Raw genomic sequence first — 13,608 nt, 5'->3', positions numbered from 1 at the left:
ATGCAGCATACGCGACGCACTGTAGCAGGATAGTGGTCCCGCTTGAGACTCGAACCGGGAAATCAGACCGTTTTTAGTGGTAAGTGACTGATGGTCGCCGCAACGCAAAGCTGGCGGCTGGACGGCCGCACTGGGTGGCGAGCTGACACACTCTGGCAGCAATTTGGCAGCAAGACGCGATTGAGCATCAACCGCGTCGCGCCGCCTCGATCGCGGCGACGTCGATTTTCTTCATAGTCATCATGGCATCAAACGCGCGCTTTGCCTCGTCGCCGCCAGCCGCCATCGCGTCAGTCAGCACGCGCGGCGTGATTTGCCAGGAAATCCCCCATTTGTCTTTGCACCAGCCGCACACGCTCTCCTGGCCGCCATTGCCGACGATGGCATTCCAATAGCGGTCGGTCTCCTCCTGATCGTCGGTGGCGATCTGGAACGAGAAGGCTTCGTTGTGCTTGAACTCGGGACCTCCGTTGAGGCCGATACAAGGAAGGCCCGCGACTGTGAATTCGACCGTCAACACGTCGCCCTCTTTGCCGGCCGGGTAGTCACTGGGTGCACGGTGCACGGCACTCACCACGCTGTCGGGAAAGATCTCGGAGTAGAAGCGGGCGGCAGCCTCGGCGTCCTTATCGTACCAGAGGCAAATCGTATTCTTTGCCATTTGCGGGTTCCTTTCGCTTTAGGCCAAGATTTCGGCCTTGTTTCCCCATCCGCTCTCTTCCGAAATAGGTAGCCAACCGCTTTTCTCCACCCCGGAAGTGTCCGTCTCGCCCGCGCGAACGCAAAGAGCAGCTTACCCTAATGTCGCTGTCGCTTTGGCACGGGTTCCGGACGATAAGCGAAGGCCCGCCCCTGAAATGCGTCGCGAATGTCTGGAAAATCCACAAAGCAGACCAACTTTCCGACCAGACGACTGGGCCACGATCCGGCACCCGCAGACCTCGCCCACCGGCGCTCCAGTCCGACACGTCATGTTCACCTGCGGCTCGGAAAGGCACAGTGGTGCTATCCAGGCGTGTTCGCCTTGACGACCTTTTGGCATTCGGGCGTCAGCTCACTCATGTGATCGGCCAGGCATTTGATGATGTGGCCGCCGCCCGGCAACACGCCCTCGCAGATCTTCTGGTAATCTGCCTGGCAGGCCTCACGCTCGGCCGCCGTCTGCGCCAGCGCCACGGTGGTTGCCATCTGAGTTGCCAAGAAAAGCACGCTCAACGCAATCCGCATGACAAACTCCCCTCAAACATGTAGATTAGCTCACTTTTATATAATGCGATATACACCGGGAAGTATATAGAGGGGGGAAATGCTTTTACTATCGGGTAGAATTGCGCAGGCGGCAGGCTTGTTCGCCGCGACACTAGTATTGTCCGCTTGTAGCGAGGAAAACACATACGTACCGCCCCCTCCGCCCAAGGTCGACGTGGCGCTTCCATTGAAGCAGAGCGTGACCCCATATCTCGAGGCTACCGGCAGTGCCGCGGCGGTGAACACGACGCCCCTGGTTGCGCGCGTCTCGGGCTTCATCCAGGAAATCGATTACAAGGACGGCGACGAGGTCAAGGCCGGCGCCCGGCTGTTCCTGATCGAGCCCGATTCCTACCAGCTGGCGCTCGAGCAATCCGAGGCCGGGCAGGGTTCATCCGATGCCGCCGCCAAGCAGTCCGGTGCTGACCTAAAGCGGCAGCAGGAGCTGCTGTCCCAGAAAATCATCTCGCAATCGACCGCCGACCAGGCCGCCGCGGCAGCAGACGTCGACATCGCCAAGCAGAAGCAGAGCGCGGTCGACGTCAAGCAGGCTCAACTCAATCTGAGCTACACCGAGGTCAAGGCGCCGTTCGCGGGCACCGTCACCTCCCGCCAGGTATCGATGGGGCAGCTTGTCGGCGCCGGCAGCGCCACCACCCTGGCGACCATCGTTCAGACCGCACCCATCTACGTCAATTTCAATATCTCGGAGCAGGATGTGCTGCGCATTCGCACCGCCATGGCGAAGCGTGGAATGACCGCGCAGGATCTCAAGAAAATACCGGTCGAGGTCGGCTTGCAGAGCGAGACGGGTTATCCCCATGCGGGAACGCTGGACTACGCCGCGCCAGAGGTTACCGCTGCCACCGGCACGCTAGCGGTCCGCGCAGTGCTCCCCAATGAAGGCCGGGAACTGCTGCCTGGCTATTTCGTGCGTGTGCGCGTGCCGTTGGGCGTAGAGCCGGACATGCTGCTCGTTCCCGACCGGGCGATCGGTAGCGACCAGAAGGGTCGCTACGTGCTCGTCGCCGGAAAGGACGACGTGGTCGAACAGCGTCCGGTTGAGATCGGCCAACTGGTCGGCGCGTTGCGTGTGATCACCAAGGGTATCGGGGCGGACGACCGCGTCCTGGTCTCCGGCCTGTTGACGGCAGTCCCTGGCCAGAAGATCGAACCGCAAGAAAAGAAACTGGAAGCAGTCGCCACGGACGGCGCAGCGCAATGATCTCCAAATTCTTCATCGAGCGGCCGGTCCTGGCGAACGTAATCGCCATCCTCATGGTCGTCATAGGCGTCATCTCGCTCTTTGCCCTGCCGGTGGCGCAGTATCCCGACGTGGTGCCGCCTACCGTTTCGGTGACGACGCGCTATCCGGGAGCGAGCGCGCGTGCGGTGATCGACACGGTGGCGTTGCCGATCGAGCAGCAGGTTAACGGCGTCGAGGGCATGATCTACATGCAGTCCTATGCTGCATCGGATGGCACCTACAATCTCACCGTCACGTTCGCGATCGGCACCGATCTCGACCAGGCGCAAGTGCGTGTGCAGAACCGTGTGTCCTCAGCCCTGGCGACGCTGCCGCAAGCGGTGCAGGTGCAAGGCGTCACCGTTCAGCAGAAGTCGACCTCGATCCTCGAGATCGTCACGCTGACTTCACCGAACGGGGAATATGACAGCCTTTATCTCGCCAACTACGCGACCATCCGGCTCAAGGATGAGCTCTCCCGAATACCGGGGGTCGGCAATGTCAATGTGTTCGGCGCCGGCCAGTATTCCATGCGTGTCTGGCTTGATCCCGAGAAGATGCAGGCGCGCGGCCTTACCACGCAGGACGTCGTCCAGGCGCTGGGGCAGCAGAGCGAGCAGGTCACCGCAGGCCAGGTCGGCGCGCCGCCGGCGCCCGACGGCCAGTCCTTCCAGTACACGATCGAAGTGTCCAGCCGCCTTGACGATCCCGGCCAGTTCGGCACCGTGATCGTCAAGACCGGCGCCAATGGCGACATGACGCGCGTGCGCGACGTCGGCCGAGTCGAGCTCGGCGCCCAGACCTATGGGCAGTTCTTCAATCTCGACGGCCAGCCGGCTGCGGGCATGGCCGTTTTCCTGTCGCCGGGCGCCAATGCGCTCGATGTGGCCGGCAAGGTCGAGGCCAGGATGAAGGACCTGTCACGCGAGTTTCCGCAAGGCCTGGCATACTCGATCCCCTTCAACACCACGATTTTCGTCAGCCAGGCGATCCACGAGGTCTACAAGACGCTGATCGAAGCCGCCGTCCTGGTGCTCATCGTCATCCTGCTTTTCCTGCAGGACTGGCGGGCGATGCTGGTGCCGGCAACGACCGTTCCGGTGACGATCATCGGGGCGTTCGCGGCGATGGCCGCGCTCGGCTTTTCGGTCAACCTGTCGACCCTGTTCGCCATCGTGCTTGCCATCGGCATCGTCGTCGACGACGCCATCGTCGTGGTCGAGGGCGCCACTCACAATATGGAGCGCGGCATGTCGGGCCACGACGCGGCCATTGCCGCCATGAACGCCCTCTTCGGGCCGATCATCGGCATCACCTTGGTGCTGATGGCGGTGTTCCTCCCGGCTGCGTTCCTGCCCGGCCTCACGGGGCAAATGTATGCGCAATTCGCACTGGTGATTGCGGCAACTGCCATAATCAGCGCCATCAACGCGGCAACGCTCAAACCGACGCAGTGTGCGACATGGCTAAGGCGGCCGGTGCCGCCGGACCAGCGCAATGTCTTCTTTCGCGGCTTCAACGCGGTCTACCAGCGCCTGGAGAACCGTTATGCCGGCCTGATCGGTGCCATGGTGCGTCACAGCACGGTGATGGGCATCATCGCGCTGCTGATCATCGGGGCGGCAGGCTATGGCATATCGCGCGTGGCCACCGGCTTCATCCCGATCGAGGACCAGGGCTACCTGCTTGCTTCGGTTCAACTGCCCGACGGCGCCGCACTTGGCCGTACACAGGAGACGCTACAACAGGTTTCGAAGCTCGCCAAGGCCACGCCGGGCGTCGATCAGGTCGTGACCATCGCGGGCATCTCGGCACTCGACAATAACTCGACGCTGGCAAACGCCGGCGTTGCCTACATCATCCTCAAGGACTGGAGCTTGCGCGGCAAGGGCGAGGATCTTGCCTCGCTCTACGCAACGCTCAACAAGAATCTGTCCGACATGGGTGACGGAACTGTACTGGTGCTGCCTCCACCGCCGATCCAGGGCATCGGCAACGCCGCCGGCTTCACCATGCAGGTCGAGCTGCGTGACGGCAGTTTCGACCTCGCCAAGCTGCAAGGAGCAGTCGAGGCAATAACCAGGACCGCTCAGACGCAGTCAGGTATCCAGCGCGTATCGGCGCCGTTCCGGGCCAACGTCCCGCAATACACGGTCGAAATCGACCGCGAGAAGGTGCAAACCCTGGGGCTGACCACGGACCAGGTCTTCCAGACGCTCGCCGGTTATCTGGGCTCGACTTATGTCAGTCAGTTCAACAAGTTCGGGCGGGTGTTCCAGATCTATGTGCAGGGCGATGCGCAATTTCGCCTGACGCCCGAGAATATCGCCCGCCTGAGCGTGCGCAACCAGAGCGGCGACATGATCCCGCTCGGGACATTGCTGACAGTCACGCCAAGCGTCGGCCCATCACTGATCAGCCTCTATAACCTCTATCCCTCGGCATCGATCATCGGTGTGCAGGCACATGGCTTCTCGTCGGGCGACGCGATCAAACTGATGGAAGGGGTTGCGGCCGACACATTGCCGCCCGGCACCGGCTTCGACTGGACGGCGCTGTCCTTCCAGGAAAAGCTTGTCGGCAGCCAGATCTATTTGGTGTTCGGCATGGCGCTGCTCTTGGTCTATCTGGTGCTGGCAGGCCAATATGAGAGCTGGCTGGCCCCGATCTCGATCTTGCTCGCCGCGCCGCTGTCGCTGGTGGGTCCGGTCCTGGTTCTCAACGGCCTCGGCATCGACAACAATCTCTACGTGCAGATTGGCCTGATCCTGCTGATCGCGCTATCCGCCAAGAACGCCATCCTGATCGTCGAGGTCGCGCGCGAATTGCGCGCCGCCGGCAGACCGATAGTCGAAGCGGCGATCGAGGCGGCACGAGCGCGCTTCCGGCCCATCCTGATGACGTCCTTCGCGTTTATCCTTGGTGTCGCGCCGCTGGTGTTGGCGACAGGCGCCGGGGCCAGCGCGCGCAAGTCGATCGGCATCACGGTCTTTTCCGGCATGATCGCCTCGACCTGTCTCGCCGTTCTCTTCGTACCGTCCTTCTTCGTCATCCTGCAACGGTTCGAGGAATGGCGCGCCGCGCGAAAGACGAGGCGTGAGTACACACCTACACTTCCCGGGTAGCAGTACGATCTTATCGCGGTCTGTCACTGGTGCTGGCTCGGGTCCGTCGTCGCAGATCTCAGCGGGGAGGCCGCGTTCGACCGGGTCATTGTCGCCCGACATTGAGACAACGCCTCTGTTCTTCAAACGCGTAAGTACGAACGGGAGCCCGTTGCCCGCTCAGGCGGTCTTCGGCGTCACCAGCCCCAGTTCGTCAACCATCGCCTCGCGCATCAAAAACTTCTGCGGCTTGCCGGTCACCGTCATTGGCAATTCGGTGCGAAAGCGGATGTGGCGCGGGATCTTGTAATGGGCGATCTGCCCGGCGCAGAAGGCCTTGATCTCCTGCTCGGTGGCGATCTGGCCCGGCTTGAGCACAATCCAGGCGCAAAGCTCCTCGCCATATTTCGGGTCGGGAACGCCGAACACCTGCACTTCCTTGACCTTGGGATGGCGATAGAGGAACTCCTCGACCTCGCGCGGATAAACGTTCTCGCCGCCGCGGATGACCATATCCTTGACCCGGCCGACGATGTTGCAATAACCCTCGGCGTCGATGGTGGCGAGGTCGCCGGTGTGCATCCACCCGTCGGGATCGATCGCCTCGCGGGTTTTTTCCTCGTCGTCCCAATAGCCCTTCATCACCGAATAGCCGCGTGTGCACAGTTCGCCCGGCGCGCCGACCGCAACAGTCGCGCCGTCGGCATCGATTGCCTTGACCTCGACATGGGGATGGACGCGGCCGACGGTCGAGACGCGCTTTTCCAACGGGTCGTCGACGCTGCTCTGGAACGACACCGGGCTGGTCTCGGTCATGCCATAGGCGATTGTCACCTCCGCCATGTGCATCAGCGACACCACCTTCTTCATCACCTCGATCGGGCACGGCGAGCCGGCCATGATGCCGGTGCGCAGGCTGGTGAGATCGAAGGTGTCGAAATCCGGATGGTCGAGCAGGCCGACGAACATGGTCGGCACGCCGTAAAGGCCGGTGCAGCGCTCGCCCGCCACCGCTCTCAGCGTGGCGCCGGCATCAAACCCCTCGCCCGGGAAAACCATTGTCGCGCCTTTGGTGACGCAGCCGATCGTGCCCATCGACATGCCGAAGCAGTGATAGAGCGGCACCGGGATGCACAGCCGGTCCTCGACGGTGAGCCTGATCGCCAAGGTGACGAAATTGCCGTTGTTGACGATGTTGTTGTGGGTCAGCGTCGCGCCCTTGGGCGCGCCTGTCGTGCCTGAGGTGAACTGGATGTTGATGGCATCGCCGGGTTTCAGCCCCTCGGAGATCCGGTCGAGGCTATCATGCTCGTCGCGCCCGCCCATCGCCAGCACGTCGGCGAAATTGAACATGCCGGGCGAGTTCTCCTCGCCCATGCGGATGACGATTTTTAGCGCCGGCAATTTCTTCGCGTTGAGCTCGCCCGGTGTCGCCGTCGCGATCTCCGGCGCCAGCGTCTCGATCATGCCGAGATAGTCGGAGCTCTTGAATCTGACGGCCGTGACCAGCGCTCGGCAATCGACCTTGTTCAGCGCATAATCCAGCTCGGTCAGCCGGTAGGCCGGGTTGATGTTGACCAGGATCAGGCCGATGCGCGCGGTGGCGAACTGCGTCACCAGCCATTCCCAGCGGTTGGGCGACCAGATGCCGACGCGGTCGCCTTTTGCCAGGCCAAGCGCCAGGAAGCCTGCGGCCAGCGCGTCCACCGTGTCTAAAAGTTCGCTCCAGGTGAAGCGCTTGTCCTGGTCGACGAAGACGGCGGCATCGAGCGTGCCGTATTTGCTGACGGTGTCCGAAAGCAGCGCCGGGATCGTTTGCTGCAGCAGCGGCACAGTGCGCTCGCCCGACACATGCGCCCGGCCGTCGACCGGCGCGACAAACGTGGCGCCATTGCGCGGGCGACGGCCGCGCAGGCTGGTGGCATTCTTCAACTCGTCGAGATTGATCGGCATCGCCGTCTCCTCCGCAGGCGACCCGAGTCTATCAGCCTGCCGGGGTGGTGGAAATCCCGTTGATGGTACTGGAGCGCAATGCCTCCCCCTTGAGGGCAGAGTGCCTCGCGAAGCGAGGCGGGTGGGGTCGTCTCGCGTCGAGCACTGCCGCAACGACCCCACCCGTCCATCCGCCTTCGGCGGCTGTCCACCCTCCCCTCAAGGGGGAGGGAAGGCACCCATCTTCGCCGCGATGCCGCGCATGACAGCCTCGTCGGCCGCCGCACGCGGCTTCCGCGATGCAACCAGGCAGGCCTGCGAGCGCAGGATGACGCCGTCCGCCAAAATCTTCAGGTGATTGGCGCGCAGCGTCGAGCCTGACGTGGTGATGTCGACGACGACATCGGCCAAACCCGCCGCCGGCGCGCCTTCGGTGGCGCCGAGGCTCTCGACGATGCGATAGACCTGGATGCCGTGCTTTTGCGAAAAAAACTGCTGCGTCAGCCGCCAGTATTTTGTGGCTATCCTGAGCCGCCTGCCGTGGCGCTGGCGGAAATCGGCGGCGACATCGTCGAGGTCGGCCATCGTATCAACGTCGAGCCAGATGTCGGGCACCGCCACCACGACATCGGCATTGCCGAAACCGAGGCGGGCGACGATCTCAGCGCGCGCCGCCCAATCGGCGAGGCTTTCGCGCAACAGATCCTCGCCGGTGATGCCGAGGTCGACCGAGCCCTGGCCGATTTCGCCTGCGATTTCCGAGGCCGACAGGAACGCCACCTCGACCGCTTCCACGCCTTCGATGCGGGCGCGATACTTGCGCTCGTCGCCGGGCAGGCTGACGGCAAGCCCGGCCTTGGCCAGCACCTCCAGCGCCTGCTGCTTGAGCCGGCCCTTCGATGGAATCGCCAGCGTGATCATTGCGCTTTCTCCCGCAACGCTTCGATGCGGTCGAGCCAGACGGAAAAGCCGACGCCGGGGATCGGCGTTTTCGCGCCGAGCAACGTCAGCAGCCGGTCATAGCGGCCGCCGCCGGCCAGCGGCCGGTCACCGTTTTCCGCCGCGATCTCGAAGACCAGGCCCGTGTAGTAATCGAGCGGACGGCCAAAGGCGGCGTCGTAGCGGATTTTTGCCGTGGACAGGCCAAGCGCTTCGATCGCCTTGGCGCGAGCTGAAAAATTCTCCAGCGCCGCGCCCAGCGAAACGCCGGCGCCGGCTGCGAAGGTTTCGAGCGCTTTTGCCGCGCCGTCGAGCGTCACATCGATCGCCAGAAAATCCTTAAGCGCCGAAAATGCCTCGTTCGACAGCCTGACGCTGCGCAGCTCGGCCTTTTCGATCAAGCGCCGCGCAATCTCGGTCGGCGACCGTCCGGCCGACGCCGACAGACCCGCCTGTTCCATGCCGCCGGCGATGTGCGAGGAAAGCGCTTCCAGATTGCCGTCGAGGACAAGGGCTGCGACCGCGCCGGCAAGCTGGCCGTTGCGCGGCGGATTGGCGAGGTCGGCCAGCGCTGCCTCCAGCATCGCCGCCGAACCGAAGGCGCGGGCCAGCCGCATGCGCCAGCCGCGCGGCAGGCCGAGTGCGGCGAGCACCGCCTCGAAAACAGTCTGGTCGCCGAGCGTGATCGTTGGTTCCTGGCCCGGTAGCACCAGCGAAAGCAGCGCATGCGCATCGGCCAGCGATCGGGCATCGGCCTGTGCGATGTCGCCGTCGCCGAGATCCTCGATGCCGGCCTGGAAAAACTCGTTTCCGCCCTCGCGGCGCTGGCGAAACACCTCGCCGAGATAGGAATAGCGGCGCGGCGTGCCGGCTTGACTGGCAATGTGGTCGAGGCAGACCGGGATGGTGAACTCCGGCCGCAGGCAAAGCGTCTGTCCGGTCTCGCTTTCGGTGAGGAAAATACGCCGGCGCAAATCCTCGCCGGCCATATCGAGGAACGGGTCGGCCGGCTGCAGCACCGCCACCTCGACCGCATGCGTGTTGCGTGCGGCGAAGAGTTTTGTGATGTCTGATGCGATGGCGGGGTAGCGGGAGGTCATTGATCGGTTGGGTGCGAGGCACCCCCCTCTGGCCTGCCGGCCATCTCCCCCTCAAGGGGGGAGATTAGTCTCGTCGCAGCCTTCGCCCTATTTTCAAGGTTGAAAGGTAAGTGCCGGCGGTACGGCTGCCAATCTCCCCCCTTGAGGGGGAGATGGCCGGCAGGCCAGAGGGGGGTGTTCACGCGCCGCCCTTCGCACGGTCGGCCGCCTGTGCCGCCAGTATCTTTCTTACCTCGCCAACCAGATCGCTTTCCGCCACCGTCACCTGCGCCGGACGCGCGGAGCGCCATTCGGCGTTGTCCACAATCTCCGCCGACATCCGGGCGCCCTCGATCAGGTCCTTGATCTGCACCTCGCCTTTCGCCCGCTCGTCGCCGCCCTGGATGATGGCGACCGGGCTGCCGCGGCGGTCGGCATATTTGAGCTGCGCCTTCATGCCGGCACCGCCGAGATACATTTCGGAACGGATGCCGGCGGCGCGCAGCTCGGCCACCATTTTCTGGTAGCGGCCGAGACTGTCCGTGTCCTTGTCCATGGTGAGCACGACGACCGGCGCGATCACGTCCGATGTATCGAGCTTGCCGAGGTTCTTCAGCGCCGTCATCAGCCTGGAGACGCCGATGGAAAAGCCGGTCGCCGGCACCGGCTCGCCGCGAAAGCGCGAGACGAGGCCATCATAGCGCCCGCCACCGCCGACCGAGCCGAAGCGGACGATTTTTCCCTCCTCGTTGGGAATTTCGGCCAGCAGTTCGGCTTCGTAGACCGGGCCGGTGTAATATTCGAGGCCGCGGACGACGGAGGGGTCTATGCGAATGCGGTCCGGACCATAGCCGGCAGCCAGGACAAGCGCTTCAATCTCTTTGAGTTCAGCAAATCCCGCTTCGGCCGTGGGGTTGGCCTCAAGTACTCTGTTCCATTTTCCTACATCGTTTTTGAGCCCAGCCTCGACGTGTTGGTTGTGAAGAACGACGGCGACAATGAACGCTGCTTGAACTTCGTCTAGCCCAGCCCCCTTTGTAAAATCCCCCTCGCCCTCTTTACCGCCGTCCCAGCGACCTTTGCCCAGCAAAAGCTTGACGCCTTCCGGTCCAAACTTGTCCAGCTTGTCGATCGCGCGCAGCACCTGCAACCGGCGCCCAGCATTCTCGTCGCCGCCAAGGCCGATCGCCTCGAGCACGCCGTCGAGCACCTTGCGATTGTTGACCCTAATGATGTAGTCGCCGCGCTTGATGCCGAGCGCTTCCATCACGTCGGCCATCATCATCGCCATTTCGGCGTCGGCCGCGACACCTGGCGTGCCGACCGTGTCGGCGTCGAACTGCATGAACTGGCGGAAGCGGCCAGGGCCGGGCTTTTCGTTGCGGAACACCCAGCCGGAGCGGTAGCTGCGATAGGGTTTCGGCAGACGCTCAAAGTTTTCAGCGACAAAACGGGCCATCGGCGCGGTCAAATCGTAGCGCAGCGACAGCCACTGGTCGTCGTCGTCCTGGAAGGAGAACACACCCTCGTTCGGCCGATCCTGATCGGGCAGGAATTTGCCCAGCGCATCGGTGTATTCGATCAGCGGCTGGTCGACCGGCTCGAAGCCGTACAGCTCATAGACCGAGCGGATCGTCGCCATCATCTTCTCGACGGCACGGATATCCTCGGCGCCGCGATCGACAAGCCCGCGCGGCAGCCGCGCTTTCATCTTTTCCGATTTGTCGGCCATGGCATGGGTCTTTTCGCTAGGTAAAGCTGACTTGTTTCGAGTGGGCGTGTCCTAACCGATGGGGCTTGGCGCGGCAAGGGTTTGCTCCCTGCCTTCTCCCCGTGCGGGAGAAGGCAAGAAGCTGAAACAATTCCGCCATAAGCGCGGCATCGTGCCGACACAATCGCAGCCGATAAAGCTCGCCGAAACAAGGGGTTCGGGCCATGACCTTGGCGCAGAAATTCGACATCATCGACAGCCGCACCCGCGAGCTGCCCGCCCAGCTGAGGCCGGCCGATCATCATGCACCGGGACCTGCAGCCCAAATGGCGGGACCGTTCGAGGTTGCCGCAGACAAGCGTACGGGGCCGACCATGCGCGATGCGCTGCTGACCAGCCTGCTCGTGATCTATCCGGCGTTTGCCACGATAGCGGCTATCGTTGCCGGGCTCTTTCTGGCGGGCGCCGGCGCTTGAGTTGTTGAGCGCCCGTTGCCTTCTCCCCTTGTGGGAGAAGGAAAAGAAGGGAGCTACTTCGGCCTTTTGAACGCCTTGCGCTCCACCTCGACCTGCTCGCGGCAGACACAGCCTTCGAGATGGTCGTTGACCAGCCCCATGGCCTGCATGAAGGCGTAGACGGTGGTCGGGCCGACAAAGCTCCAGCCGCGCTTCTTCAGCTCCTTCGAAATCCGCACCGAGACTACCGTGGTCGGGTTGGCGCGCAGATGGGCGAGATCGACGATTTCGGGCCGTTCGTCCGGGCCGGGTTCGAATTTCCAGAACCAGGCCGCCAGCGAGCCGGCCTCGTCGGCCAATTCACGCGCGCGCCTGGCGTTGTTGATGGTCGAGACGATCTTGCCGCGGTGACGAATGATGCCGGCATTTCCGAGCAGGCGCTCGACATCCTGTTCGGTGAAGGCGGCGATCCTGTCGATATCGAAGCCGGCGAACGCCTCGCGAAAATTCTCGCGCTTGCGCAATATGGTCAGCCAGGACAGGCCCGACTGAAAGCCTTCGAGGCAGATCTTTTCGAACAGCCTGCGGTCGTCGTCGACCGGCCGGCCCCATTCGTGATCGTGGTAGTGCAAATAGTCCGGCAGATTGCCGTGCCAGAAGCAGCGCGCGATACCATCGGGTCCAGCGAGCAGGCCTGTCTTCTCATCCATGGCGGAATTCCATTGCTTAATGCGCCTCAGCGCTGCCTTTACCGCGGCTTTACCAGATTACTGAACCGGCCGGTAACCACACCGAAAGCTTTACTGACAATGCAGCATTTTACGCATTCCGATTCACGTTTCGGTTGCTGCTCCGCGCCCAATGTTCGCGACATCGGGGACGCTTGTGCGCCCCGGCATGTTCGACGATCAGGGTGCGTTCCGATGAAGACATTTTTGTTCCCGCTGCTCGGCGCCGCAGCTGTGCTGGCCACTGCCGCTACATCCTCCAGCGCCAACGACCGCTATGCCGACAGGCCACCGGTGATGGTGAGCCCCGACCTTTCGGCGCCCTGGGTGCTGCAGCTTGGCCGCGCGCCAGGCATCGTCCGCCAGAACCGGCAAGAGGTGCAAAAGCCGCAGCGCCGTTCTCAGCGGCAGGCGCAACCGGCTCAGCTGCACACGGCGGCGGTGCAGGCGCCGTCAAAGAAGCGCATTATCGCGCGCCCGCAGATCAACCCGATCTATCTGCCGCAGGAAGTCGCCTATGACGGCCCGGAGAAGCCGGGCACGATCGTCATCGATACGCGGGAGAATTTTCTCTATCTGGTCGAGAACAACGGCAAGGCGCGGCGCTATGGCGTCGGCACCGGCAAGCCGGGCTTCGAATGGGCCGGCAAGCACAAGATCTCGCAGAAGAAGGTCTGGCCCGAATGGCGACCGCCGGCGCAGATGATCTCGCGCGAGGCCGCCAATGGCCGTTATCTGCCGACCTATGTCGCCGGCGGCGTCGAGAACCCGCTCGGCGCGCGCGCGCTTTATCTCGGTTCGACTCTCTACCGCATCCACGGCACCAACCAGCCATGGACGATCGGCGGCGCCGTGTCGTCGGGCTGCATTCGCATGCGCAACGAGGACGTCGTCGATCTCTATGAGCGGGTCGATGTTGGCACGACGGTTGTGGTGATGTAATCTGCGGTTGATTTTGTTGCCGAGTCTGTCAAGAAGTCTCGGGATCATCAGAATACGGGGGACGGGCCGTGTGGGGATACGGTCGGTCACGAAAGGGGGGCCCGCGCCAAACCCCGGGCCCGTTTTTTTTGGGGGCGCCCAAAGATATTTTTTTTTTTTTAGTGGGGGGGGGTTGGGGGGCCCCCCGCCCGGGGGGTGGGGATATAGGGGGCCGATTTAGAGGT

General features: G+C 63.1%; 11 protein-coding genes. 4 read left to right on the top strand and 7 right to left on the bottom strand.

The features are described 5' to 3' along the window. Window positions 1-187: 187 nt before the first annotated feature. Entirely contained in the window at window positions 188-661 is a 474-nt protein-coding gene (locus AC0L2M_RS06410) for a VOC family protein (RefSeq protein WP_023800362.1), read from the bottom strand. Window positions 662-1,005: 344 nt separating this feature from the next. After that, the gene (locus tag AC0L2M_RS06405) at window positions 1,006-1,227 is read right to left on the bottom strand and encodes a hypothetical protein (protein ID WP_023800361.1); all 222 of its coding nucleotides are present in this window, start codon (window positions 1,225-1,227) and stop codon (window positions 1,006-1,008) included. 79 nt (window positions 1,228-1,306) lie between these two features. On the opposite strand from AC0L2M_RS06405, the gene AC0L2M_RS06400 reads away from it, so the two are divergent. Further along, window positions 1,307-2,473, top strand: a complete 1,167-nt coding sequence (locus AC0L2M_RS06400; protein ID WP_128166187.1) for an efflux RND transporter periplasmic adaptor subunit — start codon at window positions 1,307-1,309, stop codon at window positions 2,471-2,473. Further along, window positions 2,470-5,619: an efflux RND transporter permease subunit gene (locus AC0L2M_RS06395; RefSeq protein ID WP_023800359.1), complete on the top strand. Its 3,150-nt coding sequence runs from the start codon at window positions 2,470-2,472 to the stop codon at window positions 5,617-5,619. The genes AC0L2M_RS06400 and AC0L2M_RS06395 overlap by 4 nt, the downstream gene beginning before the upstream one ends. Window positions 5,620-5,778: 159 nt before the next feature. Here the strand turns inward: AC0L2M_RS06395 and AC0L2M_RS06390 are convergent, their stop codons facing one another. From AC0L2M_RS06390 to hisS, 4 genes are all read right to left on the bottom strand, one after another. Further along, window positions 5,779-7,551: an AMP-binding protein gene (locus AC0L2M_RS06390; protein ID WP_473534354.1), complete on the bottom strand. Its 1,773-nt coding sequence runs from the start codon at window positions 7,549-7,551 to the stop codon at window positions 5,779-5,781. 198 nt (window positions 7,552-7,749) lie between these two features. Continuing rightward, window positions 7,750-8,451 carry an ATP phosphoribosyltransferase gene (gene hisG, locus AC0L2M_RS06385; RefSeq protein ID WP_023800357.1) on the bottom strand — a complete coding sequence of 234 codons (702 nt, stop codon included), beginning with the start codon at window positions 8,449-8,451 and terminating at the stop codon, window positions 7,750-7,752. Continuing rightward, window positions 8,448-9,569, bottom strand: coding sequence for an ATP phosphoribosyltransferase regulatory subunit (locus AC0L2M_RS06380; protein ID WP_023800356.1), 1,122 nt, complete (start codon window positions 9,567-9,569; stop codon window positions 8,448-8,450). The genes hisG and AC0L2M_RS06380 overlap by 4 nt, the downstream gene beginning before the upstream one ends. Before the next feature lie 178 nt (window positions 9,570-9,747). After that, window positions 9,748-11,280, bottom strand: coding sequence for a histidine--tRNA ligase (hisS, locus tag AC0L2M_RS06375; RefSeq protein ID WP_473534353.1), 1,533 nt, complete (start codon window positions 11,278-11,280; stop codon window positions 9,748-9,750). A gap of 203 nt (window positions 11,281-11,483) precedes the next feature. Between hisS and AC0L2M_RS06370 the strand changes: the two genes are divergently transcribed. Continuing rightward, on the top strand, window positions 11,484-11,735 hold the full coding sequence (locus tag AC0L2M_RS06370; RefSeq protein ID WP_128175212.1) for a hypothetical protein: 252 nt from the start codon (window positions 11,484-11,486) through the stop codon (window positions 11,733-11,735). 53 nt (window positions 11,736-11,788) lie between these two features. Here the strand turns inward: AC0L2M_RS06370 and AC0L2M_RS06365 are convergent, their stop codons facing one another. Further along, a complete protein-coding gene (locus AC0L2M_RS06365) occupies window positions 11,789-12,424 on the bottom strand; it encodes a DNA-3-methyladenine glycosylase I (RefSeq protein WP_128175214.1) in 636 nt (211 codons plus the stop codon). A 213-nt stretch (window positions 12,425-12,637) separates the two neighbouring features. On the opposite strand from AC0L2M_RS06365, the gene AC0L2M_RS06360 reads away from it, so the two are divergent. Continuing rightward, window positions 12,638-13,384 (top strand): L,D-transpeptidase, encoded by a 747-nt coding sequence (locus AC0L2M_RS06360; RefSeq protein ID WP_128166175.1) that lies wholly within the window; start codon window positions 12,638-12,640, stop codon window positions 13,382-13,384. The last annotated feature ends 224 nt before the right edge of the window (window positions 13,385-13,608 follow it).

The sequence above is a fragment of the Mesorhizobium sp. WSM4806 genome (genome assembly GCF_055811635.1).
Note: the sequence above shows the minus strand (reverse complement) of the source record. Positions and strands in the feature narration are given on the sequence as shown.

Excerpts from the sequence above, each read along its gene's own strand:
- hisS (WP_473534353.1), bottom strand. The coding sequence starts at position 11,280 with ATGGCCGACAAATCGGAAAAGATGAAAGCGCGGCTGCCGCGCGGGCTT.
- AC0L2M_RS06390 (WP_473534354.1), bottom strand. The coding sequence starts at position 7,551 with ATGCCGATCAATCTCGACGAGTTGAAGAATGCCACCAGCCTGCGCGGC.
- AC0L2M_RS06370 (WP_128175212.1), top strand. The coding sequence starts at position 11,484 with ATGACCTTGGCGCAGAAATTCGACATCATCGACAGCCGCACCCGCGAG.
- AC0L2M_RS06410 (WP_023800362.1), bottom strand. The coding sequence starts at position 661 with ATGGCAAAGAATACGATTTGCCTCTGGTACGATAAGGACGCCGAGGCT.
- AC0L2M_RS06380 (WP_023800356.1), bottom strand. The coding sequence starts at position 9,569 with ATGACCTCCCGCTACCCCGCCATCGCATCAGACATCACAAAACTCTTC.
- AC0L2M_RS06365 (WP_128175214.1), bottom strand. The coding sequence starts at position 12,424 with ATGGATGAGAAGACAGGCCTGCTCGCTGGACCCGATGGTATCGCGCGC.
- AC0L2M_RS06405 (WP_023800361.1), bottom strand. The coding sequence starts at position 1,227 with ATGCGGATTGCGTTGAGCGTGCTTTTCTTGGCAACTCAGATGGCAACC.
- AC0L2M_RS06400 (WP_128166187.1), top strand. The coding sequence starts at position 1,307 with ATGCTTTTACTATCGGGTAGAATTGCGCAGGCGGCAGGCTTGTTCGCC.
- hisG (WP_023800357.1), bottom strand. The coding sequence starts at position 8,451 with ATGATCACGCTGGCGATTCCATCGAAGGGCCGGCTCAAGCAGCAGGCG.
- AC0L2M_RS06360 (WP_128166175.1), top strand. The coding sequence starts at position 12,638 with ATGAAGACATTTTTGTTCCCGCTGCTCGGCGCCGCAGCTGTGCTGGCC.
- AC0L2M_RS06395 (WP_023800359.1), top strand. The coding sequence starts at position 2,470 with ATGATCTCCAAATTCTTCATCGAGCGGCCGGTCCTGGCGAACGTAATC.